Source organism: Streptomyces sp. NBC_00576 (assembly GCF_036345175.1).
Classification (GTDB): Bacteria; Actinomycetota; Actinomycetes; order Streptomycetales; family Streptomycetaceae; genus Streptomyces.
The window spans coordinates 10,292,388-10,315,348 of sequence record NZ_CP107780.1 but is presented as its reverse complement, the minus strand read 5'-3'; the positions used below and the strand labels follow the sequence as shown (position 1 = coordinate 10,315,348).

Genomic DNA, 22,961 nt, shown 5'->3' with positions numbered 1-22,961 from the left:
GGTCGAGCCCATTGGGCCTATGGTTTGCGTTCATGATCATCCCACAGTCGACAGATCCCTCCGTCTTCCACGCAGCACTCCGCGAACAGTTCGAGGCCTTCCTCTATGAGCATCGATCCGCTCTCAACGACAGCTTGAATGGGTTGACCGAAGAACAGGCGCGTCGGTCATTGGTCACGTCCAAGACCACGTTGCTGGGCCTTGTCAAGCACGCCACGTTTGTCGAGAAGGTCTGGTTCGACGAGGCGATCACATGCCGATCTCGCACCGAGATCGGCATTCCCGACTCGCCGGACGAGTCGTTCGACCTCGACGACGGCGACACCATCGCCTCCGTCCAGCGCGCCTACCAGCAGGCTTGCACGGCGTCCCGTCAGGCCGCCGCAGAGCTGTCGCTGGACGAGCTCGTACGGGGGAACCGCCGGGGTCCGCTGCCGCTGCGTTGGGTTTACCTCCATGTGCTGCGCGAACTGGCCCAGCACTGCGGGCACGCGGACATCCTCCGGGAGCAGATCCTCAACAGCACGACGCGCCGCGGCTAGTGCAGTCCGGCCGAGTACACGCGGCCAGGGCACGTCGAGCTGGCAGTGGTGGACGAGATCGCGACCTGGCTGGCGCAAGGGTAGGCGGCCGAAGGTCAGGGCAGGTCAAGGCTTCCCTCCAGAGGAGCTACGCCCGGCTCCGTTTGAGCCCACTCCCGCCGAGCGCTTCTCGCGCGCGGCTTGGAGCTGGTGTGATGGTGGTCCATCACGGGCGGCGACGGGGGCGGTCCTCCCAGCGGTGAGTGGTCCACGCTCGGCGGATCAGGCTGCGCACGGTGATGATGGTGTCGGCGAGGTCGAAGAAGGCATTGATGACGGTGGCTCGGCGTTCGTAGCAGCGGGCGAGTCGGTGGAAGGCGTTCTGCCAGGCGTGGGTCCGTTCGACGTGCCACCTCTGGCTTGCCTGGATGGGCGCCTTCTCGCCCTTGTGCGCGATGCGGCCGTGCAGGCCGCGTTCGTCGAGCAGGGTGCGGGTCTTGTCCGAGTCGTAGCCGGCGTCCAGGTGCACGGTGATGTCGTCGGGCAGCGGTCCCAGGTCGTCCAGGCGGTCCAGGGTCGGGGCGAGTAGCGGGGAGTCGTGGCGGTTCGCTCCGGCCAGCACGCGGCCCAGCGGGATTCCGTAACCATCCGTCATGCCCGAGCGTTTCAGGCCCTGTTTGCCGCGATCAACCGGTGAGCGCCCTGCGACCTCTCCGCCGCCGGGGGCTTTGGTGATGGAGCCGTCGACGGCGATCTGGTCGAGGACGAGGCCGACGATCCGGTCGTAGGACTCCAGCGCGATCTGCTTGAGTTTGGCGAAGACGCCGAGCCGGATCCACTCATCGCGACGGTTGCGGATCGTGGTGGCCGAGCAGGTTGTGTCGGCGATCGCCTGGTAGGAGCAGCCGAATCGCAGGAGCTGCAGCATCTTGTCGAAGACGATCCGGTCGCTGATGCGTGGTCGGTGGCAGCCCAGCGGATGTGTCGGCGCGTAGGTCGATCGCTCAGGCAACAGGGCGGCGAATTCGCCCCAGAGTGGTTCGGTCAGCCATGATGGAAGTACAGGCACAGGTCTCCCCGGTGATCACAGAGCGTCGCAACTCCATGATCGCCAAGACCTGTGCCTGCTTTGCCACCTGGGTACCACCACCGTGCCTACCTGCGCGGCCTCTAAGGCGTCCCATTCCTCCTCGGTGGGCGTCCGACACTCATCGCTCGGTCGGGTGGCCCTGCGACGGGCGATGAAGGCGCGATGGGCCTCGATCGCCTCGGCCGGGTAGATCGCCTTGTAACCCATCGTCGTATCAAGACTCTTATGCCCGCAGATCAGTTGAGCGATGTGCGGCGGCAGGCCGTTCATGATGGCGTCGGTCACGAAAGTCCTGCGGAAGTCGTGCGGGGAGAAGACGAGCGGTTCGCCGCCGCTGCCCCTTCGGGATGACGTCTTCCAACTCCAGCTGGTAGAGCCGCAACCAGACGAACGCGTCGGTCGAGGCGGGGAGTTCCTGGACCTCGCCGGTGCCCTTGCGGACCACGCTGATCAGCTGACGGCCCGGGTCGGCCCCGCCCTGCCACGCCGTGAGAAGTTCACTGGCGCGGGCCCCGGTGGAGACGTCGAAGGCCACCAGGGCCCGGTCCCGGTGCGAGGGCAGCTGCGCGAAGATCTCGTTGAACTCATCGTCCGGCACACTGCGGGGAACCCGCTGCGGCAACCTCGGCCGGTAGAGGCCGACGCGCTCGTTGCGGTGCGGTTCCATCGGGTTCCGGTGAGCGTGCGCTCGTCGTCCCCGCCGTGAGCGGTCCAGCGGGAACGGGTTGAGGACCGGGCCGGTGCCGGCATCACGGTGGTCGTAGAAGGTTCGCAGGACCGTCTCGCTGTGCGTACGGACCGACGGCGCGTACGGCCCTTCCGCCCGGAACCCACTGGCCGACCGCGTCGGGGTGCCGCCAGTGAGGGCGCGACGGCTGACCTGCGACCTGCAGCCAGCGGGAGAACTCCCTTGCCTCGATGCGGCCGGCCCGGTCCCACGACACCTCGGCACCTCGGCACCTCGACAGCCCAGAGGAGGCGGAACCAGCGCAGTAGATCCATCCCGTAGGAACGAGCCGTCGTCGCCGGCCGTCCCGCCGCCTGCAGGTCCCGTAGGAAAGCAGCAGCCCCTTCGACAGGTGCCCCAGGCGCGTCGACGAGCCGATAGGGCTCCCACACGACAGGCGAGTAGTTCAGTCACGGGTAGTGCGAACGGAACGCGGTCCACCGCTCGTTCTCCACCCGCGCCCTCGACAGGCCCAGCACCCGCGCAACCGCGGCCCGCAGGTTTGTCGTAGCGCACCTCGCCGCAAGGGACACCTCTAATATGCGGGTCTCGATGTCAAGCCTTCGGTTGTATTTGAGCAGCTGCCAAGACACCCTTTGACAACGACGCGTCGAACTGAGGGAGCCCGTGGAGGTTGTTGAGCGGGAGTTCAACCATCCCTGGGAAGGCGTCCTGGCCGCTCCTGCCCAGGGCAGTGTCGTCGGTGTACTGGTCCTTGCCGGTTCCAGCGGACGCATCGACCGCGAGAGAGCACGCATCCTCGCTCAGCAGGGCATCGCGGCTCTGTCCATCCGTTGGTTCGGCGGGCCAGGGCAGTCCCCGGGAATTTGTGAGATCCCCTTGGAGACCTTCACCGCTGCGGTCGACTTCCTCACAGCGAGCGGGGCACGACGCATCGGCATCCTCGGTGTCTCCAAAGGGGCTGAAGCAGCTCTGCTCACAGCCGTGCACGACCCTCGCGTGGACGTTGTCGTCGCGCTGTCACCCACGTCGCGAGTCTGGTGCAATGTGGGCCCGGGCCACGATGGAGAACAGCGCCCGTATCGCTCGTCCTGGACCTGGCGGGGAATGCCCCTGCCGTTTGTCCCGCTGGATGACTCCTGGACCCCGGTCAACCCGGGCAACGGTCCGGCCGCCATCCGCGGATGGTACGAACTCAGCGAGGAGAGCTTCGCTCATCTGGTCCCTCCGGCAGAGATCCCCGTCGACAGGGCCCGGGCCGACCTGATACTCGTCGCCGGCGGCGACGACGCGATGTGGCCTTCTCTCCGCTTCGCCGAACAATTGGCACAACGCCGACGCTCAGCCGGGACCACCGCGCATCTGATCGCTCGCCACGATGCCGGCCACCGACCACGCTTTCCCGGCGAGAGCCCGGCGTCAGCGTCCCCGCACTTCCTGTATGGGGGCACGCCCGAAGCTGACGCGCTCCTGGGAGAGGCAGCGTGGCCGCACATCCTCGACAGGCTCGGCAGCACGGCACCCCTCAGATTCTGACGCTTGTCAGGAGGCTTCTCCGTCGAGTCGGCTGAGGAGTCCGTCGAAGATCTGCTCCCGAGCCACCTGGCCCTTGGCCGCCGCGTCGTCCCGCTGGCGTTCGGGAGTGGGCCGGAACTCGATCGTGGTGACGAAGAAAGTGCAGGATCCGCAGATCGACTCGAAGTGGCAGTCCATCTCGACGGGGCGAGCGCAGTAGCCGTTGCCGAGCATCCGGCGGTGCATCTCCCGGTGGAGCTTGGCCATCTCCGTTCTCTCGGCCTCGGCGGGTAGCTGGCGCGTGGCGTCGTAGAGCGCCTCCACCTTCTCCGAGACTGCGAAGTACTGGTTCGCGACAGTCCGGTCGGCGATCCGGGCGTCAAGACGTGTCATGGACAGTGACCTGTGGCCAAGTAGTGCCGCGATGGCCTCCCCCCCGGCCGAGTCCGGCCTGCTGGGCGGCCTTGCGGACCGCGGCTCCGATGCGGGAGGCGTTGACCGGGCGGCCATGGTCGGTGAACAGCAGGTTCGAGCGCAGGCCCTCGGGCCGGTGCAGCAGCCAGTCGTCCACCAGCGTCTTGAGCTGCGGGTGCAAAGGAACCTAGCGGTCGGTGGGCATCTTGCCGACCGGGACACGGAGCCAGTAGGCGGAGCCGATCTGCACGACCGCGTCGATGGTGAGGCCGAACATCTCGCCGCGGCGCATCCCAGTGCGGGCAAGGATCTCGATGGCCAGCCAGGCGAACGGATCGGGATCCTTGCGGGCGGCGGCCAGCAGCTTGGCGGCCGCCGCGTCGTCGAGGAAGCGCGGCAGCGGCTCGTCCGCGATCAGGAAGTCGCTGTCGAACACCAGCTGGCGGGACGGCTGGCCGGCGGCGTCCCACTCGTCCAGGCGGCGGAAAGGTTCGTCCTGGTCTGGGACAATCTCAACACGCACGTCAGCCGCACCATGCGGCAGCTGATCGACGCACGATTATGGCTGACCGTCTACCAGTTGCCGCCGTATGCACCCGAGTTCAATCCGGTCGAGGGCGTCTGGTCGCACCTGAAACGGTCCCTGGCCAACCTCACCAAACACAGCCTCGACCAGCTCACCACGCTGGTGAAGACCCGGCTCAAACGGATGCAGTACCGACCCCACCTCATCAACGGCCTCATCGCCAAGACCGGCCTCGACTTCCAACCGCCGTAACCTCAGCCATTGAAGATCTCTAGCTGTGACTGGTGGGCAGATCAGTCGTGATGCGGTCATGGGTGGGGACCTTTGCCGGACCCTGGAGCGTCTCTCGGCCCTGTCGGGCGACAGTCTCATGCCAGCCTGCGCGGACGGGCGTTGGAAACGGCGACTCACGTTCGAGGCTCGCGCGCAGGGTGCCAGGGCGGGAGAACGCACGGCCGTAGATGTCGACCGCTACAGGTGTCAGTCCGTGACGGTTAGAGGCCACCACCGCTACCTCCGTTCAACCAGATTTGGAAGTTCCATGACCGATACGGTGACGGATCCGTTTTCCTCGCTTCCTCCGTAGCGTCGGGCGTGATCAGTGCAGGAGAAGGACATGGCGACGGCGATCCGGGGTCGGGAGCGTCGGCAGGACAGTGGCTCAGCTCGTTGTGCCAGACGCCGCGATCGCCGCGGCGGCCCTCGGCAAGCAGCGCTGCGCACCCATACCGGCCGGCTGACCCACTCGTCCGTCAAGCTGCGGGGCCTCGAAGCAACAGCAAGGAGAAGCACGACATGACCACGCGTCTGCCAGACCTGGTTCTGGGCGTCTCCTCTGCCGGTTCAGGGCAACCCGACGAACACGCCTCCCTGACAAATCGTCAGGATCACCCTTGGAGCGAACGATGACGCAACCCAGCACGATCAGCGTGGAGCGGCTGACACCAGGAATCCGCAAGATCACATTCTCGAATCCACCGGTCAATCTCATCGTCGGGGAGACCGTGTCCCGACTGGTCGAGGTCGTCACGGAGCTGAGCGAGGATCCGCAGGTTCACGTTGCCGTCTTCACCAGCAGTACACCCGGCTACTTCTTCAATCACTTCGATCTCGGCCGGGCTGCCGACTTCATGCCGCCCGATCCGGAGGCGACGCCGACGTGGATCGATCTCGTGATACGGCTGTCCACAGCTCCGTTCATCAGCATCGCGTCCATCCGCGGACGGACCAGGGGCGGCGGGGACGAACTGGCCCTGGCCTGCGATCTGCGCTACGCCAGCCGCGAGCACGCGGTGTTCGGCCAGCCCGAGGTCGGCGGCGGGATCCTTCCCGGCGGCGGGGGCACAGAACACCTGCCCCGACTCATCGGACGGGATCGGGCACTCGAAGCCATCCTCAGCAGCAATGACTACGACGCCGACACGGCAGAACGCTACGGATGGGTGACCCGCACCGTCGCCGACGCCGAACTGGACGGCTTCGTGGACGGTATGGCAACCCGGCTGGCGTCATTCGACAAGGCGGCGCTGGCAGCCGCCAAGGCTCAGGTCAACCGGGCGACGCTCCCGCCCGATGCCGACCTACGAGCGGCCTACACGCAATTCCTGCGCTCCATGACCTGGCCAGGGGCCCAGGCATTCCTGCCCCAGTTCGAGAAGCTCGCTGGCGAAACGGGTCCCGAAGAGCTGGAACTCCGCTTGGGCCACTACCTCGGCATCGCACATCAGGAGAGCCGGTGAACACCGACTGCGAAGACCCGTTCGCGACCAGCGGATGACGCCTCCGGGATCACCTCCAGCGCCACGAGCACAACGGCGTCTATCTGTTCGACACCGACGACCGACGGGCGGCCGGGCCGAGGCTCGTCGACCGCACGGACCGTCCGGCCACTCAGCAAGTCCCGTAGCCATGTACGGACCGTGTCCCCGCCGATACGCGGAGGTGCCTGGTGACCGTCATGAAGGACGCCGGCCTGACCAACGGCACCTTCTACGCCTACTTCGCGTCCAAGGACGAACGCATCGCCACCGCGGTCGCCGACCAGGTGCGTACCACCGACCGACGGCCCTCGGAGGAGTCCTCCATGAGCATCACCAGCCGCCCCGAGGCTGGCCCGAGTACGACACCGAACAGCGCCTCACCCAGCTCATCGACACCGAACCCCGCGTCACGCCCTACCCGGCCGAAACCACCCGCCGCATCTGGGCGGACCACAGCTTCAACTCCCTTCCGCTACACCCGGTCTGACCATCCGCCGACGCGAGAGCGAGGCCTGGCCGACTCCGCCCTTCAGCCGACGGCTCTCCGACCAAGGTTCCGGCGCGGGGCCTGTTCGCCTTGCCGGTGAAACCGCCACCACCACAACGCCCGTTTCTTGACTGGTGGGAACAGCTGCGGCCGCTCCCACTCGGCATCACCAGGATCACCAGGATCACCTCGCCCATGCCCATGCCCATGCCCATGCCCACAGCCATGCCCCGTGCATGAGGCAGCCAAATGACCGGCGGCTCATCGCTTGCCGCCTTGTATTCCTGGACCGATCGACGGTCCCCTTCTCCCTCCGGAGCTCTCCGTGTTCATCGCCTATGCCGTCCTCGCTGTCGTGCTGTCCCTGCTGCTGGTCTTCTCGGCCGTTCCCGACATCACCCGCGACCCGAAGATCACAGAGGGGCTCAAGGCGCTCGGGGTGCCCGACAGTTGGTTCTTGCCACTCGGGCTGGTCAAGATCGCGGGCGCTCTGGGGCTGCTCGCTGGCATCGCCTACCGACCGTTGGGCATCGCGGCGGCGATCGGTGTCGTCCTGTACTTCCTGGGCGCCGTGATCACGCACATCCGTGGAGGCGACAAGAAGGGAAGCGTCACCCCGGCCGCCATCATGCTCCTTGCCGTGGCGCCGCTGGTACTGGGGTTCGCGACGCTCTGATCGTGCTCCACGTTCGCGATCAGACCAGCTCACGATCAGGGCGGCGTGGGAGGCAGGAACAGGGGGCGATGCGGTCGTAACTGAACGCACAGTGGAACAGGGGCAGGAAGGCTGGCTGGTGGTGGCCGCGATGTCGACGGGGAGGATCGCCGACGGGACTGTGACCTTGGCGCCGGCCGCCCGCAACACTGAACGGCGGAGCGTCGGGTGAATACGTCCTCGACGGCTGTGGCGACCTCGGTGTCGAACGGACGCGCCGGATCCTCGGCAGGGACGGCGACCCGAGAGTACGGCGAGCTTGGTCGCGCGCGGCGGTGTGTGCGACCAAGCTCAAGCCTCTGTCGTGGTCGGCCGGTCCGACCGTCGACTGCCGGACCGGGAGGAGGTCGCGGGCGTCGTGGACCTGCGCGCTGCCGCAGACCATGTCGGCGTCCGTCCACTGTCCCGATCCGGCAGGGGCGCGGATCTTGCAACTGCCGAGCCGGACCGCTCGGTCAGATCTTCGCCTTTCGCGGACCCAGGCGCCGATCCGGGCGATGGCGGCGTCGGTCTCCGGAACCCGGCCGGCACCGTAGACGTACGAGTGCTGGCCTCCTGGGACCACCACGGTCGTCGTGTCGACTCCGGCGTCCTTGACGCGGGCGGCGAACTCCTCGTCCTCGCCGGCCAGGACCTCGTACGTGCCTCAGGAGACGAGAGGCGGGGGCAGACCGCTCAGGTCCGCCCGGTTCAGATTGATCCGGGTGTCCGTGAACTCGATGTCCGTGCCGCCGATCCAGGCATCCCGGAAGAACTCCAGCAGTTCCTTGCTGAGAATCTGTCCGTGTCGGCGTTGGTCTCGATGGTCTCGTTGGCGATTTCGAGGTCGCACCAGGGGGAGATTGGTTTCGTAAGCGAGAGCGGGCAACGCTTATCGCTGGCTTTGGGCAGCACTTAACGATCAGAGCGCTCGGAAACATTGATGAGAGCCGACAACACTGGCGCATGTCTGCCGTCGTTGGGTGACCTGTTCCGCCATCGTCTGCCGGTGATCTTCGCTGATACGGTCCGATCATGCCGCGCCTGGTCGAAGTCCCTGGGTACGTACGTTTCTTGACCGCTTCGGCTGTGTCTGCGTTCGGTTCTCAGGTCACGGGCCTGGCCTTGCAGATCCTTACCGCCGTGGCGTTGAGCGCATCTGCCACGGAGGTCGGCATCGTCAATGCCGCCCGGTGGGTTCCGTATCTGCTCTTCGGGCTCATAGCCGGGGTCCTGGTGGACCGGTGGCGGCGCAAGCCGATGATGGTCGCCACGGACCTCGCAAGGGCAGTCCTGCTCTGTGCGATACCGGTGCTCTATGCGCTGGATCGGCTCAGCATCCCCGCGCTGTGCATGTTCGTCTTCGTGTTCGGGGTGCTGTCTTTGCTGTTCGAGGCGGCCAACCAGTCGTATGTGCCACAGCTCGTCCCAAAGGAGCTGCTCAACGCGGGATACGCCCGTGTGCAACAGGCCGGTGCAGTGGCCGGCTCGACCGGCCCTCTGTTCGCCGGGGTACTGATCAAAGTCATGGGAGCGCCGCTTGCCGTGCTGGTGGACGCCCTCTCCTATCTGATGTCCGGCTTGCTCCTCGCTTCGGTGAAGGCGCCCGACCCCGTCCCTGATCGAGGCGCACGGCGCAGCCTGGGCAGCGAGCTGCGTGAGGGGGTGGCATGGGTCTACCGGCATCGCACGTTGTCGTCCATCGCCCTGACCTCGCACGCGATGCTCCTCTTCAACAGCATGGTGAGCACGGTCTTCGTGGTCTTCGCCCTGCAGAGCCTCAAGATCGGGGAATTCGGTCTGGGGGTCACCTATGCCTGCGCGAGTGTCGGCGTGATACTCGGCGGTGCGCTCTCCGGGCGCGTGGCCAGAAGACTGGACGTCGGCGCCACTCTGATTGCCTTCCGCCTGCTCGCCGCCGTCGGCTGGCTGCCTTTGGTCCTGGCCGAGCGTGGACCGTGGGCGCTTGTCTCCGTGTCGCTCGGCTTCTTCCTCGTGTCCCTGGCCATCGGCGTCGAAAGCCCGGTGGAGATGAGCTATCGCCAGGCGGTGACACCCGATCGGCTGCGCGGGCGGATGAACGCGACGATCCGCTCGATGAACTGGGGAATGGTAGCGGTGGGTGCACCACTGGGCGGAGTACTCGCCGATCAGGTCAGCTATCGCTTCGCCCTGTGGGTCGGACTGTCCGGAGCAGTCGTCCAGGCACTCGTGCTGGCGTTTTCTCCCACACGGAGGGCCCGTACTGCCGACGAACTCGATCCCTCAACAGCTGACCTGACACGGCATGGCGCAGAGGCTGCTGCCGGGGAGAGCAAGGACTGATCAGCTCTCGGTGTCTTTTCGGGCCTGGGCGGCCCTGGTGCTGGCGAGGCGGTAGGAGTCGCTGCCGGTCTCGATGATGTTCCCGCCGAAGGTCAGGCAGTCGACGATGGCCGCACAGAGCCGCGGATCGGTGAAGGTCTTCGTCCACCCGCCGAACGACTCGTTCGAGGCGATGGCGACGCTGTTCTTCTCCTCCCGCTCGGTTAGAACCTGGAACAGCAACTCCGCGCCGCGGCGATCCAGTTCCATGTAGCCGAGCTCGTCGATCGCGAGGAGGTCGACGCGGCCGTAGCGGGCGATGGTCTTGGTCAGTACCTTCTCGTCCGCGGCCTCGACCAGTTCGTTGACCAGTTTGGTGGCGAGTGTGTAGCGGACCCGGTAGCCGGCCATGGCGGCTTCGGTGCCAAGGGCGATGAGCAGGTGGGACTTGCCGGTGCCGGAGTCGCCGATCAAGCAGAGAGGCAGGCCCTTCTTGACCCAGTCGCAGGTGGCCAGCGTGTGGATGACGGCCGGGTCGATGTGCGGGTTGGCCTCGAAATCGAAGCTCCGCAGGGACTTCTCCCGCGGGAAGGCGGCAGCTTTGATCCGCCGTTCGGAGCGCCGGCGGGCCCGGTCGTCGCACTCGGCCATCAGCAGCTCTGCGAGGAACCCGCGATACGACATCTGGTCCCGGGCGGCGGCTTCGGCCAGGTCGGGGAACTGGGCGCGGATGGTGGGCAGCCGCAGCATGCGGCATGCCTGGTCGACGGCGGCGTCGGCGGCCTGTTCGGTCAGCCCGCGGTGGCGTTGGAACGTCACGGCGTCACTCTCCCTGAATCGCGGGGCGGTCGGCCGGCTGCCTGGTTTTCAGCAACTGGTCGTAGGCCGCAACCGAAGGCGGCGGCCGGGTGTCGGGCGGCAGGTGGGCCAGCCACCGCTGGGTCAAAAACGTCACCGTCGCCCGGTCCGACCGGGCGGAGACGGGTGGCTCGTCCACGTCGTCGGCCTCGGCTGCCTTCCTCGCCTCCAGCGCGACCGCATCCGCAGTCAACGCGCCGGCCCGCAGGGCGGCGGCGAGTCCGGCGACCAGGTACTCGAGGGTGAGGTGGCGGCCCAGCAGCAGGACCTCGATCAGAGCCCGGGTGCCGTCCCGGTCTCCGTGGGCCTTGCAGGCCGCGGCCCACCAGGCGTCATGGACCGGGGTGAACTTGCCCGCGGACTTCGCCTGTTCCAGGGCGGTCGCGCCCGGGAAGGCGCCGGGCTTCTTGACCAGGGCCTCCAGGTAGTGGTCCAGCACGAGGCGGGCCTGACCTTTGGCGATGAGGCGCTCATGCCGGGCTACTTCCTTCTGCCCGTCGTAGACCACCAGCTCGGACGCGTGCAGCATGACCCGCACCGTCCGGCCGATCAGCCGCACCGGCACCGAGTAGCGGTTGGTGCGGACACTGACCTGGCTGAAGCGGTCCACCCGCAGACTGAACAGCCGCCCCGTCTCGAACGGTTCGCCCGGCAACGGGTGCAGCAACGACCGTTCGACAGCAAAGTACTCGCTCACCGGCCGCGGCCTGGAGCCGATCCGGCGCCGTTCGTCGGCCGCGTCCCACTGCTCGATCAACGCGTTCAGCTCGGCCAGGGAGGCGACCTCCGGGACAGGGACCAGGTGATTTCTGCGGAACCAGCCGATCTGCCCCTCAACCCCGCCTTTATCCCGAGTCGTCGAATGCTCCAGAACCGCATGGTGCGGAGCGACTTGTGACGGTTACGCACCCGTTCCATCCGTGGCATGGGCGGTCGTACGAGTTCGTCGTGCGGCGCAAGAACTGGGGCGAGGACCGCGTGTACTTCCGCGACGAGGCGGGAGAGGTGCTGTCCGCGCCGACGGGGTGGACCGATGCGGGCGGCGAGGACCCCTTCGTCATTCTCGCCGCCGGCCGCAGCCCGTTCCGCACCGAGGATCTGCTGGCACTGGCCGACTTGATCGACCACCTGGACGGCCGCAGCGGCGGTGCCCAGGAGATGACGCCGTGAACGCCTTGGGATTCACGCCGCAGTGGTGGGCGCGCGTCCCGCGCACGGTGCTCGAGACAGCGCACGCCATGCCAACTGGCCTGCACAGATACGTGATCCGGTGCCTCTGCGCGCTCTTGGCCGTGAGGGGCCGCGACGCAATCCTTGAGGCAGCACGTGAACGAGGGAGGCGGCATGGCCGACAACGCGACGAGCGACCCGAAAGAGGCCGCGCTGCGGGCGACGCGGACGCTGAATCCGCGGCCGGAGGCCGTGGTCGATGCGGTGTTCATTGCCTCGCCGTTCTGCGATCCGCGGGATCTGGTGCAGGTGAAGTACGAGATGGTGCGCCGGGTACGGGTGGACAAGGTGCCCGCGGCCCGGGCGGTGCGGGAGTTCGGGTTCTCCCGGCAGGTCTACTACGACGCCGCGGCCGCGCTCGACGCGGGCGGTCCGGCCGCCCTGGTGCCGGGCAAACCGGGTCCGAAAGGGCCACGGAAACTCACCGATGCGGTCATGGAGTACATCGAGATGCGGCTGGTCGCCGAGCCGTCCCTGCGCTCCAGGGACCTGGCCGATGCCGTCGCCGTCGAGTACGGCCTCAGCGTCCATCCGCGCTCCATCGAGCGGGCGCTGGCCCGTCGCGAGATCTCACGCACCCAGGAGTCACCCAAAAGCCGCAACTGACAGCCCCGCTGGAGCGAATTCCCCGGAGCCGGACGCGGTGGCGGCCCGCTATGAGGAACTGCGGACAGCGGTCGCCAACGGCACGGGTGAGGGCTGGCGGCTGGGCCGGGGTGTCCTCGCGGCCAAGGGCATGGCCGCCTGGGCGGCGGCCTGGCGGTCCCTGCCCAGGCCGCCGGCCCGGCCCGTCCCCGGGCGGCAGCCGCCGCCCGGCCGCTCGGGCGACAGCGACGAACTCGTACGGGTCCTGGCCGCGATGGCCCTGGCCCATCTCCATCCACCCCCCGAACCAGCAGGCCCCAACACACCATTCCCCGAAGGGAGTTGATGTCACTCATGGACACGACGGCCGCGGCGGGCAAGGTGACCCGCGAACATCTGCAGCGTGACGCCTACCTCACTGTCCGGCAGTCCACCCTCAAACAGGTGATCAACAACACCGAATCCACCGCCCGGCAATACGCCCTTCGCGGCCGGGCAGTCGCGCTGGGCTGGGACCACTCCCAGATCATCGTCATCGACACCGACCAGGGACAGTCCGGCGCCTCCGCCCAGGGCCGGGACGGCTTCCAGCGGCTGGTCGCCGAGGTCGGCATGGGACACGCCGGGATCGTGCTGGGCCTGGAGGTGAGCCGCCTCGCCCGCAACAACACCGACTGGCACCGGCTCCTGGAGATCTGCGCGTTGGCCGGCACCCTGATCCTCGACGAGGACGGCCTCTACGACCCCGGGAACTTCAACGACAGGCTCCTGCTCGGCCTCAAAGGCACCATGTCGGAAGCGGAACTGCACCTGCTCAAGGCCCGTCTGCGGGGCGGGTCACTGTCCAGGGCGAGGCGCGGTGAACTGGTCCAGCCGCTGCCCGTCGGCCTCCTCTACGATCATGTCGAGCGGGTGGTCCGTCCTCGACCCGGATGCCTCGGTCCAGCAGTCCATCCGGCATCTGCTGGCCACGTTCGCCGCCACCGGCTCCGCCTACGCATGCGTCAAGGCGTTCGCCGACGAGGCACTGAAGTTCCCCCGCCGGATCCGCACAGGACCCAACAAGGGCGAGCTGACCTGGGGCATCCTGCAGCACCACCGGGTCCTGCAGGTCCTGCACAACCCGCGCTATGCCGGCGCGTTCTGCTACGGACGTCACGCACATTCCCGAGGCCCGGGCGGCAAGACCACCACTCGCGTCCTGCCCCGCGACCAGTGGACCGTGCTGATCACCGACGCCCACCCGGGCTATCTGACCTGGGCCGAGTTCGAGGCCAACCAGGCCCGGCTCGCCGAACTCGCCGCCGCCCACGGCACCGACCGCAAAGCCTCCCCGCCCCGCGAGGGCGCCGCGCTGCTTCAGGGCGTGGTCTCCTGCGGCAAGTGCGGCCGCCGCATGACCGTCCGCTACCAGCACTACAAAGGCACCGGGAAACCCATCTACCTCTGCCAGTTCGAAGGGATCCGCAACGCGGTCCCGATCTGCCAGACCATGGTCGGCGACCAGATCGACGCCGCCGTCGGCGAGCTGCTGCTGGCCACCCTCACCCCACTCACTCTGGAGGTCGCCCTGCGGGTCAGCGACGAGCTGGCCGACCGCGCCGAGGAAGCCGACCGGCTCCGCGCCGCCTGCGTCGAACGCGCTCGCTATCGCGCCGACCTCGCCCGCCGCCGCTACCTGGCCGTCGACCCCGCCAACCGGCTGGTCGCCGACACCCTGGAGGCCGACTGGAACGATGCCCTGCGCGAACTCGCCGAGACCACCGAGGAGTACGACCGGGCGAAGAACACCGCCATCGGCCCGCTCTCACCCGAAACCCGCGCCAGGATCACCGCGCTGGCCGCCGACTTCCCCCGGCTCTGGAACGACCCGGCCACCCCGATGCGGGAACGCAAACGCATACTCCGACTCCTCGTCACCGACGTCACCCTCACCAAGACCGACCACATCGCCGTCGGCGTCGTCCTGCGCGGCGGACAGCACCACCACCTCACCCTGCCCCGCCCGCAAACCGCCTGGGAACTGCGGCAGACCGACCCGGCCGTCATCACCGCGCTCGACGAACTCCTCGACGAGCACACCGACGCCCAAAGCGCCGCCATCCTCAACGAACGCGGCCTGCCCAGCGGCATGGGCCAACCGTTCACCCGCGGCATGATCGTCCACCTGCGCAACGCCTACCACCTACGCAGCCACCGCCAACGCCTGCTCGACGCGGGCCTGCTGACCGTCTCCGAACTCGCCCGCCACCTCGGCATCCACTTCCAGACCGTCAAGCACTGGCGCCGCGACGGCATCATCACCGGCGTCCTGGCCAACGACAAGGGCGAGTACCTCTACCCCCTGCCCGGCCCCGGCCTGGTCCGGCCCGTCATCGGCCGGCCCCGCCAAAGCGCCCTGGACCCCGAACACTCCGCAACGACCCGATGAGGTGCAGTGTGATGACAGAGGTTTCTCATGGGCACCCTCGATGCCGGGCAGGCAGTACGCGGCCTCGATGGCGTAATGCGAGCGGAACGCGGTCCATCGCTCGTTCTCCGCCCTCGCGCGCGAGCCCAGCACCCGGGCGACCGCGGCCTTGAGGTTGTCGTAGCGGACCTTGCCCGTCGGGACGCCGCCCAGCACGCTGAGAGCGTGGACGTGGCCCTCCAGGAACGCCTCCTGGCCGCAGGAGGCGAAGACGCGGTGCACCGCCTTGCCCGAGTAGCACAGCCGCATCGCGAACAGGTAGCAGGTGACCAGCTCTCCGGCCAGGCGTACCTTCATGTCCCCGAAGTCGACCTCCGCCTCCGCCCCGGGCCGGTAGGTCTGCGGAATGAACGCGTTCACCGGTCCGCGGCCCGCCTCAACCTTGATCTGTGGACGCCTCTCGGCGACATAGGCCCGGACCATCGGATAGGTCACCCCCTGCGCCGCGTGCTCGTCGACCAGCCGGTCGAAGATCCGCTTGACGGTGTGCCGCTGCTTGCGCGGGGCGTCCAGGTCAACCCGCAGCATCTGGTCGATCAACGGCTTGTACGCATCCAGCCGTGTTCCCCGGGGCCGCGGTCTCTTCCGGGGCTCCGGCCACACCGACTCCAACGCCGCTTTGACCGTGCGGAATCCGACACCGTGCTCGCGCATCAAAGCCCGGTGGGACATCCCCGCCCTGGCATCACGGCGGATCGCCGCGTACAGATCAACCTAGGACTTCGGTGGTGCCATCGCACCCTCATCCCACAGAGCACCCCCAGGCTCCCACCGCAAGCCCCCTGGTGTTGCCAGAACTCAACAACACTGCCCTCCGGGAAAACCGGGCGTTCCCCGCTCTGAGCAACAAGCGGTGTCAGCTCCCCCCACGTACAAAACCAGGAGATCGACACGATGGCTCCGGGCAGGGGCTGCTTCGGTCGCGGAGACGAAGCGCCAGGGCGACGGCGATGAACCCGCCGATCGAGTGGCCGATCGTGATGATGTTTCCGGGCTCATACCCTTCGGAGAGCAGCCAGTTGAAGGCCGCTTCCGCGTCGTCGACCTGAGCCGGGTACTTGTGTTCCGGCGCCCGCCGGAAGTCCAGGACCAGTACCGGGGCCCCGGCGGCCTTGGCGATATGGCCCGCGAGCTTCCGGTCGACGTGTGCCGACGCCAGCACGGAGCCCCCGGCGTGAGTGTGCAGGAGGACGTAGTCGGTGTTGGCGTCGACGGGTTCGCACCAGATTCCCAGCACGCCACCCGCGTCCACCTCCCGGTAGGTGACGCCTTCCGGCTCCCGGGCCGCGAGATGGACCTGCTCCGCCTGGATGCGCGCCGCATCCACCTCGGACGGGGGCTCCGCCCCTGCGGCCAGCCATTTCGGCGAACGCGGTCGCTTCCGGGCTCAGTTCAACAGCAGCGTGCTCAGACACGTGGTATCTCGACGGGGCCATTGGGGCATACCGGTCCGCCAGGACCGGTATCGCCAGGGTTTGTCAGGCGGTGTGGGTGGGGTAGTCGGTGTAGCCGGTTGCGCCGCCGCCGTAGAAGGTGTCGGGGTCGGGGGTGTTCAGGGGTGTGCCGGTGCGTATGCGCTCGACGAGGTCGGGGTTGGCGAGGGCCATGGTGCCGACGGTGATGACGTCGGCCAGGCCGTTTTCGACGTCCTTGGCGCGAGTGGGGATGTCGGTGCCGGCCCGGTTGAGGATCAGTGTGGTGGGCCAGAGCTTGCGGAGGGTGTGCAGGAGTTCGTCGTCGCCGCCGTGGGCGATGTGGAGGTAGGCGAGGTTGAGGGGGGCGAGGGCGCGTACGAGGGCGGGGTAGAGCTCGTGGGTGTCGCTCTCGGCGATGTCGTTGAAGGGGTTGGCGGGGGAGATCCGGAGGCCGGTGCGGCTGGCGCCGATCTCGTCGGCCACGGCGGTGGCGACCTCGACGGCGAAACGGATGCGGTTGTCGAGGGAGCCGCCGTAACTGTCGGTGCGCTGGTTGGTGTTGGTGGCGAGGAACTGGTGCAGGAGGTAGCCGTTGGCTCCGTGTATCTCGACGCCGTCGGCGCCGGCCGCGATGGCGGCTGCGGCGGCGCGGCGGAAGTCGTCGACCGTGGCAGCGATCTCCTCGGTGGACAGTTCGCGCGGTACCGGCATCTCCTGGAGGCCGGACGCGGTGAACATGGCGCCCGCCGGCTGGACCGGGGAAGGGGCGACCGGCTGCCGGTGGTGTGGGGTGTTGTCGGGGTGGGACATCCGTCCGGCGTGCATGAGCTGGATGACGATGCGTCCGTCGGCCTTGTGTACGGCGTCGGTGACCTCGCGCCAGCCGGCGATGTGTTCCTCGGTGTAGATGCCCGGGGTGAGCGGGTAGCCCTGGCCGTCGGCGGACGGCTGGGTGCCCTCGGTGATGATGAGGGCGTGTGAGGCGCGCTGGGCGTAGTACTCGGCGTTCAGCTCGTTCGGCGCGCCGTTCGGGGTGGACCGGTTCCGGGTCAGGGGAGCCATGGCCACCCGGTGCGGCAGGGGGATCTCTCCGGCGACGGTCGGGTTCCACAGGGCGTTGAGCATGGGGGATCCTCAGTTCAAGGGTGAGTGGGGTCTGCGGGGTGGCGGGCTGCCGCGGGTACCGCGTAGCAGCCCCCATGTCCACCGCCAGTTGCAGTGCCTGGCCCGGGCTGTTTGTACGGGCGAGCGGAGGAGGCCGAGCGTGCCGGTCCTCCCCCACGCCGGAGGACGCCTCTGCCGTGTGTGGCACCGGCCACCAGCCGTACCGTCGTCGCAAAGGGGCTCCGGCACCAGAATCGGAACTGCGGTCAGCCGCGGTAGCGATCGGCCGGAACCCGCCGCGACAGGTTCGGGACGAGTGCCTGACGCGCCTTCTCGAACGACTCCCAGTCGCTGATCTCCGGCAGCGACAAGATGGTGACGAGCTCCCCGGCGTCGAGGCCGGCGAACGCTGCGTCGACGGCGTCGTCCACGTTCATGACGATCTCGTCGGGAAACGTCGCGAGGTCGACGCCGGAGCCGTCCCAGAGGTCCGTGCGGACAGCGCCCGGCAGCACGGCCTGCACGGTGACAGGGCTCTCGGCGAGTTCCTGCTGCAGGGCCTGGGTGAACGTCAGCACGTAGCTCTTGGTGCCGCTGTAGACGGCGCTGACGGGCAGGATGTTGAGAGCCATGGCAGAGGATATGTTCACCACGGTGCCGTGCCCGCGGGCCGTCAGCCCCGGCAGGACCGCGATGGTCAGCCTGGTCAGCGCTGTCACATTGAGGTTGATCAGCGCCTCGTAGGCCGCGGGGTCGGAGGCAGTCAGCGGCGTGAGCAGCGCACCGCCGGCATTGTTGATCAGTACCTCGATGCTCTCGTCAGTTCGCAGACGCTCCTCGACGACGGAGATCTGCGCCGCATCGGTGAGGTCGGCGGTGACGACGTCCACCGCGCGGCCCGTGCGGCTGCGGATGTCCGACGCCAGCGTCTCCAGCCGCGCAGCGTTCCGCGCCACCAGGATCAGGTCGTAGCCCCGGTCGGCAAGCCGCTGCGCGTAGGCGGAACCCAGGCCGGCGGACGCGCCGGTGACGACAGCGGTCTTGTTCTGCGTGGTCATGGGATGGATCTCATTTCTGGTCTGCCGGGTGGGCGGATGAGTGGGCGAGTGGGCGGCCAAAGCGTCGACCTCGCTTTAGATTACGATAGATATCTAAAGCCGTCCAGTCAACAGCTCTTCGCCACCGTCAGCCACCACCCGCGACCGGAGGCTGCTCGACGCACCCCCGGGCTACAGGGTCGGCGGCCGATCAGGTTCGGATGGAGCCTCGTCAGGCCACGCGAGGGCGGGCAGTGCGGCCTCCGGCTCGACAGCCCCTCGACTTGCCGCACACAGGCTCTGGCGCACAGAGAGGGGCCCACTTGTCGCCAAAGGTGATGAGCGGGCCTCGTCAGCAGCTATCCATGAAATGCGCATCGACGTCTTCTCGCAGCCGCACCTCCGAACAGAGGCCAGAAGCAGCTTCCGGTGCGGATGCGGGCCCACCAGCCGGCCCATGAGTCCCACCTTGCGACAGGAAGAAAGAGCCGTGCGGAGCGCTGCGGCAGGCGGCCCGACACTTCGCATATGATAGATGCACTTTACTATCTAACGTGGGCAGGTGACTGATGAGTCGCGTTTCGCAAGCACAAGCGCTCGAGAACCGAAAGCGCGCGGTCGCCGCAGCCTCCCAGCTCTTCCGGGAGCGCGGCGTGAACGGCATCAGCGTCGCCGATCTGATGAAGTCCATCGGGCTGACGACGGGCGGCTTCTACAAGCAGTTCCCCTCCAAGGAGGCCCTGATCACCGAGGCGGCTCAAGCCGCTTTCGGGGACCTCGACGTACTCCTGGCGGGGTTCGACACGACCCACGGCGATCACGACACCGCGCGCGGCGCCCTAGTCGACTTCTACCTGTCGGCCGAGCACCGTGACCAGCCCGGCACCGGTTGTCCCACCGCGGGATTCGCAGGGGACATGGCTCGCGAACCCACAGCCGGGGAGGTACGCGAAACGTACGCAGCCGGAGTCGAGGAATTCGCCTCGTGGCTGTCTACCGACGCCAACGACGGCCTTCCCATGGTGGCGACCCTGGTCGGTGCGATCCTGCTTGCCCGGGCCACGGCGGGCACGGAGCTGTCGGAGAAGATCCTGGAGTCGACCCACAACGCCCTGACTGCACCACACGGGCCGTGACCCGGAATCCTCAACACGAGCTATGTGGCCGGGGACCAACACCGTTCAGAAGGTCGTCGCTCGCGGTCACCCGGCGCAAGGGCAGCCGGAACGGCCCGCTACGGAAAGGTGTCTCCAAGAGCGGTGCCTCGTGGTGTTGCCGCCACCATCCGTCAGCCCGGTCCACATACGCCGCGTCACGCCCGGCGAGTTTGCCGCGCGGGATGCTGCGGGTGAGAAAGCGGAAGGCGAACTCCGTCGGATCGTCGAGCGTACGGACGTAGCGGCCGGGGCGTCCACGGCCACGTCGGCGAAGTTGGCGGCGAAGTGACCGGTCCCCGCTCCTCGGTGATCGGGTCGAGCAGCTGGGTGGCGATGTCCAGAAGCCGACGGGCTTTGAGGAGGACAGGGCGTAGTACTGCGGTACTAACGGGCTCCGGCTGATTCGGTTCCGCGGTACGTGATGGTCGCCCGGTACCGCTCCTAGGTTGAGATCGCGGGTCAGTCAGGCCCGGCTCGCCCAATGATCTCTTCTCCTGGTGGGAGTAATTCCGTGGCCACCTTCCTCTATCGGCTCGGCCGACTGTCGTTTCGGCGACGACGCATCATCGTGATGCTGTGGGTCGCCGTCCTGGCCGCCATCGGCATCGGCGCCATGAGTGCGCCCGGCACCTCCGCCGGGGCTCTGAGCGTTCCGGGCACGCAATCGCAGCGGGCGATCGACCTGCTGCAGAAGGAGTTCCCGCAGGCCTCCGCCGACGGCGCCACCGCGCGTGTGGTGTTCGAGGCGCCCAGCGGGCAGAAGCTCACCTCCGCCGCCAACAAGGCCGAGGTCGAGGCCCTGGTGGCGAAGCTGGAGAAGTCGCCGCAGGTGTCGGGCGTCACCGACCCCTTCACCAGCGGCCTGGTCAGCAAGTCCGGCAGCATCGCCTACACCCAGGTGTCCTACAAGGTCGCCCAGGCCGACGTCAGCGGCGCGGCCCACACCGTCCAGACCGAGGTCGTCGCCCAGGGCGAGAAGGCCGGCCTGAAAGTGAGCCTGGGCGGCAACGCCGTCAAGGACAAGGCCACGAGCAAGGCGGCCGAGCTGATCGGCGTAGGGGTCGCCGCCGTCGTCCTGGTGATCACCTTCGGCTCGATGATCGCGGCCGGACTTCCCCTGCTCACCGCGATCCTCGGGGTGGCCGCGGCCGTCCTGTCGGTCACGCTCGCCACGCATTTCTTCGACCTGGCCTCGTCCTCCACGACCCTGGCACTGATGCTGGGCCTGGCCGTCGCCATCGACTACGCCCTGTTCATCGTCTCCCGCTACCGCAACGAGATCCGCGACGGCCATGAACCCGAGGAAGCATGCGGACGTGCCCTGGGCACCGCCGGCTCGGCGGTCGTCTTCGCCGGCCTGACCGTGATCGTCGCGCTGAGCGGCCTGAGCGTCATCGGCATCGGCATGCTCACCTCCATGGGCCTGGCCTCCGCCTTCGCCGTCGCCGTCGCCGTGATCATCGCGCTGACCTTGCTGCCCGCAGTCCTCGGCTTCGCCGGTATGCGGATCATGAAGGGCACGCTGCTCACCCGCCGTATGAAGGCGCTGGAGCGCGGCGAGGGCGAGTCGATGGGCGTGCGCTGGGCGAAGTTCGTCACCCGCAACCCGGTCAAGGTGCTCGCGGTCTCGGTGGCCGGCCTGGCCCTGCTGGCCATCCCCGCGATGTCCCTGGAGATGGCCCTGAACGACGACTCCGGAAAGCCCCCCGGCACCACCCAGCGCATCGCCTACGACACCCTCAGCAAGGGCTTCGGGCCGGGCTTCAACGGACCGCTCACCGTGGTCGTCGACGCCCGGAACAGCGACGATCCCAAGGCAGCCGCCCAGGACGCGTACACCATGCTGAGCAAGCTGGACGATGTCGCGGCCGTCCGTCCCCCCTCCTTCAACCAGGCCGGCGACGTGGCCCTGCTCGGCGCCGTCCCCAGGAGCGCCCCGACCAGTGAGGCCACCAAGGACCTCGTGGGCGAGATCCGCGCCCACGGCACCGCCCTGCACCAGGAGTCCGGCGCCGACCTGATGGTCACCGGCCTGACCGCCGTCAACATCGACGTCAGCACCAAGCTCTCCGACGCCCTCATCCCCTACCTGGCCATCGTCGTCGGCCTGGCCCTGATCCTGCTCCTACTGGTCTTCCGGTCGATCGTCATCCCGCTCAAGGCCGCCCTGGGCTTCCTGCTCAGCGTGGTCTCGACCCTCGGGGTCCTGGTCGCGGTCTTCCAGTGGGGCTGGCTCAAGGACGTCTTCGGCGTCGACCAGACCGGACCCATCGTCAGCCTGCTGCCCATCCTGCTGATCGGCGTCGTGTTCGGACTCGCCATGGACTACGAGGTCTTCCTCGTCTCCCGTATGCGGGAGGAGTACGTCCACGGCGCCGAACCCACCCAGGCCATAGTCGAGGGATTCCGGCACAGCGGCCGGGTGGTCACCGCCGCCGCGGTCATCATGGTCTCCGTCTTCTCCGGATTCCTCCTCGACGACGCCGCTCTGATCAAGTCGATCGGCCTGGGGCTCGCCGCCGCCGTGTTCATCGACGCCTTCGTCGTCCGGATGACCGTCGTCCCGGCGGTGATGGCCCTGCTCGGCCACCGCTCCTGGGCCCTGCCGCAGTGGCTGGACCGGATCCTGCCCGACGTGGACGTCGAGGGCGAGAAACTGCGCCACGCGCTCGAAGCCGAGCAGGAAGCCGAGCAGACGGACTCCGCGCCTGAACCCGTGCCCGTGCCCGCCGGGGTCGCCGCCGGGGTCGCCGCCGGGGTCCACGCGGGCTCGGACGGGCACAGCGTCCCCCACGCCTTCACCGGCGTCCGCGCTTCCGACGACACGGCCGCGCCGGCACCTGCCCAGCAGGCCCCCGGGAAGACACGAGGACTGTCCAGGCTCAAGCAGCGCCTCGCGCGGGGCGGCGACACCACCGTCCCCGCCGACACGACGGAGTCGGAGACACCGGTCCGCAGGAAGCTGCTGAAGAACCCGATCCGCAGGAGTTGACGAGAGCGAGCCGCAGCACCAGCTACCCGCACGGCTCCTGACGTGACGGCCGACTCTCCCCGGCCGTATCCCCTGCCCCGCCCGTCGGCCCGATCCCCCGGGGCCGACGGGCGG

The 22,961-nt window shown here is 68.1% G+C and carries 24 protein-coding genes and 3 pseudogenes; 13 read left to right on the top strand and 14 right to left on the bottom strand.

The genetic code is table 11. The features are described from left to right. Positions 1–32: 32 nt before the first annotated feature. Positions 33–542: a DinB family protein gene (locus tag OG734_RS44910; protein WP_330293140.1), complete on the top strand. Its 510-nt coding sequence runs from the start codon at positions 33–35 to the stop codon at positions 540–542. Between the two features lie 205 nt (positions 543–747). On the opposite strand, the gene OG734_RS44905 is transcribed toward OG734_RS44910, so the two are convergent. From OG734_RS44905 to OG734_RS44895, 3 genes are read right to left on the bottom strand one after another with little or no spacing between them, the layout of a single operon-like run. Then, positions 748–1,590: an IS5 family transposase gene (locus OG734_RS44905; protein ID WP_330293139.1), complete on the bottom strand. Its 843-nt coding sequence runs from the start codon at positions 1,588–1,590 to the stop codon at positions 748–750. A gap of 15 nt (positions 1,591–1,605) precedes the next feature. Next, positions 1,606–1,896 (bottom strand): hypothetical protein, encoded by a 291-nt coding sequence (locus tag OG734_RS44900; protein ID WP_443065042.1) that lies wholly within the window; start codon positions 1,894–1,896, stop codon positions 1,606–1,608. Then, entirely contained in the window at positions 1,835–2,278 is a 444-nt protein-coding gene (locus OG734_RS44895; RefSeq protein ID WP_330293138.1) for a hypothetical protein, read from the bottom strand. Before OG734_RS44895 ends, OG734_RS44900 begins: the two co-directional genes overlap by 62 nt. A 687-nt stretch (positions 2,279–2,965) precedes the next feature. Between OG734_RS44895 and OG734_RS44890 the strand changes: the two genes are divergently transcribed. Beyond that, a complete protein-coding gene (locus tag OG734_RS44890; protein WP_330293137.1) occupies positions 2,966–3,835 on the top strand; it encodes an acyl-CoA thioester hydrolase/BAAT C-terminal domain-containing protein in 870 nt (289 codons plus the stop codon). A gap of 6 nt (positions 3,836–3,841) precedes the next feature. On the opposite strand, the gene OG734_RS44885 is transcribed toward OG734_RS44890, so the two are convergent. Genes OG734_RS44885 through OG734_RS44875 form a run of 3 tightly spaced genes read right to left on the bottom strand, consistent with a single transcriptional unit; the run spans position 3,842 to position 4,751 of the window. Next, positions 3,842–4,207, bottom strand: a complete 366-nt coding sequence (locus tag OG734_RS44885; protein ID WP_330293136.1) for a hypothetical protein — start codon at positions 4,205–4,207, stop codon at positions 3,842–3,844. Further along, positions 4,194–4,409 (bottom strand): hypothetical protein, encoded by a 216-nt coding sequence (locus OG734_RS44880; protein ID WP_330294049.1) that lies wholly within the window; start codon positions 4,407–4,409, stop codon positions 4,194–4,196. Before OG734_RS44880 ends, OG734_RS44885 begins: the two co-directional genes overlap by 14 nt. 6 nt (positions 4,410–4,415) lie before the next feature. Continuing rightward, entirely contained in the window at positions 4,416–4,751 is a 336-nt protein-coding gene (locus tag OG734_RS44875; RefSeq protein WP_330294048.1) for a hypothetical protein, read from the bottom strand. Between OG734_RS44875 and OG734_RS44870 the strand changes: the two are divergent. Together OG734_RS44870 and OG734_RS44865 are read left to right on the top strand one after the other, a co-directional pair. Beyond that, a pseudogene (locus tag OG734_RS44870) lies at positions 4,722–5,006 on the top strand (transposase); the annotation flags it as partial. The gene OG734_RS44875 and the pseudogene OG734_RS44870 overlap by 30 nt on opposite strands. 653 nt (positions 5,007–5,659) lie before the next feature. Next, a complete protein-coding gene (locus OG734_RS44865; RefSeq protein ID WP_330293135.1) occupies positions 5,660–6,493 on the top strand; it encodes an enoyl-CoA hydratase/isomerase family protein in 834 nt (277 codons plus the stop codon). A gap of 256 nt (positions 6,494–6,749) precedes the next feature. Here OG734_RS44865 and OG734_RS48215 read toward each other — a convergent pair whose 3' ends face one another. After that, entirely contained in the window at positions 6,750–6,968 is a 219-nt protein-coding gene (locus tag OG734_RS48215; RefSeq protein WP_443065041.1) for a hypothetical protein, read from the bottom strand. 358 nt (positions 6,969–7,326) lie between these two features. On the opposite strand from OG734_RS48215, the gene OG734_RS44855 reads away from it, so the two are divergent. Continuing rightward, the gene (locus OG734_RS44855; RefSeq protein ID WP_330293134.1) at positions 7,327–7,677 is read left to right on the top strand and encodes a DoxX family protein; all 351 of its coding nucleotides are present in this window, start codon (positions 7,327–7,329) and stop codon (positions 7,675–7,677) included. Positions 7,678–8,362: 685 nt separating this feature from the next. On the opposite strand, the gene OG734_RS44850 is transcribed toward OG734_RS44855, so the two are convergent. Then, complete coding sequence (locus OG734_RS44850) at positions 8,363–8,548, bottom strand: hypothetical protein (protein WP_330293133.1); 186 nt, start codon at positions 8,546–8,548, stop codon at positions 8,363–8,365. 182 nt (positions 8,549–8,730) lie between these two features. On the opposite strand from OG734_RS44850, the gene OG734_RS44845 reads away from it, so the two are divergent. Next, a complete protein-coding gene (locus OG734_RS44845) occupies positions 8,731–10,020 on the top strand; it encodes an MFS transporter (RefSeq protein ID WP_330293132.1) in 1,290 nt (429 codons plus the stop codon). Here the strand turns inward: OG734_RS44845 and istB are convergent, their stop codons facing one another. Together istB and OG734_RS44835 are read right to left on the bottom strand one after the other, a co-directional pair. Then, positions 10,021–10,818: an IS21-like element helper ATPase IstB gene (istB, locus tag OG734_RS44840; RefSeq protein WP_330293131.1), complete on the bottom strand. Its 798-nt coding sequence runs from the start codon at positions 10,816–10,818 to the stop codon at positions 10,021–10,023. 4 nt (positions 10,819–10,822) lie between these two features. Continuing rightward, positions 10,823–11,614 (bottom strand): Mu transposase domain-containing protein, encoded by a 792-nt coding sequence (locus OG734_RS44835; protein WP_330293130.1) that lies wholly within the window; start codon positions 11,612–11,614, stop codon positions 10,823–10,825. 137 nt (positions 11,615–11,751) lie between these two features. On the opposite strand from OG734_RS44835, the gene OG734_RS44830 reads away from it, so the two are divergent. The 5 genes and pseudogenes from OG734_RS44830 to OG734_RS48210 all read left to right on the top strand — a co-directional run bounded on the left by OG734_RS44830 (position 11,752) and on the right by OG734_RS48210 (position 15,103). After that, on the top strand, positions 11,752–12,027 hold the full coding sequence (locus OG734_RS44830) for a DUF5372 family protein (RefSeq protein WP_330293129.1): 276 nt from the start codon (positions 11,752–11,754) through the stop codon (positions 12,025–12,027). 174 nt (positions 12,028–12,201) lie between these two features. Continuing rightward, complete coding sequence (locus tag OG734_RS44825) at positions 12,202–12,693, top strand: helix-turn-helix domain-containing protein (RefSeq protein ID WP_330293128.1); 492 nt, start codon at positions 12,202–12,204, stop codon at positions 12,691–12,693. Positions 12,694–12,730: 37 nt separating this feature from the next. Then, the gene (locus OG734_RS44820) at positions 12,731–13,018 is read left to right on the top strand and encodes a hypothetical protein (RefSeq protein WP_330293127.1); all 288 of its coding nucleotides are present in this window, start codon (positions 12,731–12,733) and stop codon (positions 13,016–13,018) included. After that, positions 13,018–13,476: pseudogene (locus OG734_RS44815) on the top strand (recombinase family protein); the annotation flags it as partial. The gene OG734_RS44820 and the pseudogene OG734_RS44815, both read left to right, overlap by 1 nt. Positions 13,477–13,573: 97 nt before the next feature. After that, entirely contained in the window at positions 13,574–15,103 is a 1,530-nt protein-coding gene (locus OG734_RS48210; protein WP_443065040.1) for a recombinase family protein, read from the top strand. 54 nt (positions 15,104–15,157) lie between these two features. On the opposite strand, the pseudogene istA reads toward OG734_RS48210, so the two are convergent. The 4 genes and pseudogenes from istA to OG734_RS44790 form a co-directional block, all read right to left on the bottom strand. Beyond that, a pseudogene (gene istA / locus OG734_RS44805) lies at positions 15,158–15,838 on the bottom strand (IS21 family transposase); the annotation flags it as partial. 160 nt (positions 15,839–15,998) lie between these two features. Continuing rightward, positions 15,999–16,469, bottom strand: a complete 471-nt coding sequence (locus OG734_RS44800; protein ID WP_330293125.1) for an alpha/beta hydrolase — start codon at positions 16,467–16,469, stop codon at positions 15,999–16,001. 151 nt (positions 16,470–16,620) lie between these two features. After that, complete coding sequence (locus OG734_RS44795; RefSeq protein ID WP_330293124.1) at positions 16,621–17,682, bottom strand: alkene reductase; 1,062 nt, start codon at positions 17,680–17,682, stop codon at positions 16,621–16,623. Positions 17,683–17,927: 245 nt separating this feature from the next. Further along, positions 17,928–18,719 (bottom strand): SDR family NAD(P)-dependent oxidoreductase, encoded by a 792-nt coding sequence (locus OG734_RS44790; protein WP_330293123.1) that lies wholly within the window; start codon positions 18,717–18,719, stop codon positions 17,928–17,930. 548 nt (positions 18,720–19,267) lie between these two features. Here OG734_RS44790 and OG734_RS44785 point away from each other — a divergent pair. Together OG734_RS44785 and OG734_RS44780 are read left to right on the top strand one after the other, a co-directional pair. Beyond that, a complete protein-coding gene (locus tag OG734_RS44785; RefSeq protein WP_330293122.1) occupies positions 19,268–19,834 on the top strand; it encodes a TetR/AcrR family transcriptional regulator in 567 nt (188 codons plus the stop codon). A gap of 532 nt (positions 19,835–20,366) precedes the next feature. Then, entirely contained in the window at positions 20,367–22,847 is a 2,481-nt protein-coding gene (locus tag OG734_RS44780) for an MMPL family transporter (protein ID WP_330293121.1), read from the top strand. Positions 22,848–22,961: the final 114 nt, after the last annotated feature.

Excerpts from the sequence above, each read along its gene's own strand:
- OG734_RS44885 (WP_330293136.1), bottom strand. The coding sequence starts at position 4,207 with ATGACACGTCTTGACGCCCGGATCGCCGACCGGACTGTCGCGAACCAG.
- OG734_RS44865 (WP_330293135.1), top strand. The coding sequence starts at position 5,660 with ATGACGCAACCCAGCACGATCAGCGTGGAGCGGCTGACACCAGGAATC.
- OG734_RS44795 (WP_330293124.1), bottom strand. The coding sequence starts at position 17,682 with ATGCTCAACGCCCTGTGGAACCCGACCGTCGCCGGAGAGATCCCCCTG.
- OG734_RS44910 (WP_330293140.1), top strand. The coding sequence starts at position 33 with ATGATCATCCCACAGTCGACAGATCCCTCCGTCTTCCACGCAGCACTC.
- OG734_RS44825 (WP_330293128.1), top strand. The coding sequence starts at position 12,202 with ATGGCCGACAACGCGACGAGCGACCCGAAAGAGGCCGCGCTGCGGGCG.
- OG734_RS44845 (WP_330293132.1), top strand. The coding sequence starts at position 8,731 with ATGCCGCGCCTGGTCGAAGTCCCTGGGTACGTACGTTTCTTGACCGCT.
- OG734_RS44785 (WP_330293122.1), top strand. The coding sequence starts at position 19,268 with ATGAGTCGCGTTTCGCAAGCACAAGCGCTCGAGAACCGAAAGCGCGCG.
- OG734_RS44895 (WP_330293138.1), bottom strand. The coding sequence starts at position 2,278 with ATGGAACCGCACCGCAACGAGCGCGTCGGCCTCTACCGGCCGAGGTTG.
- OG734_RS44790 (WP_330293123.1), bottom strand. The coding sequence starts at position 18,719 with ATGACCACGCAGAACAAGACCGCTGTCGTCACCGGCGCGTCCGCCGGC.
- OG734_RS48210 (WP_443065040.1), top strand. The coding sequence starts at position 13,574 with ATGTCGAGCGGGTGGTCCGTCCTCGACCCGGATGCCTCGGTCCAGCAG.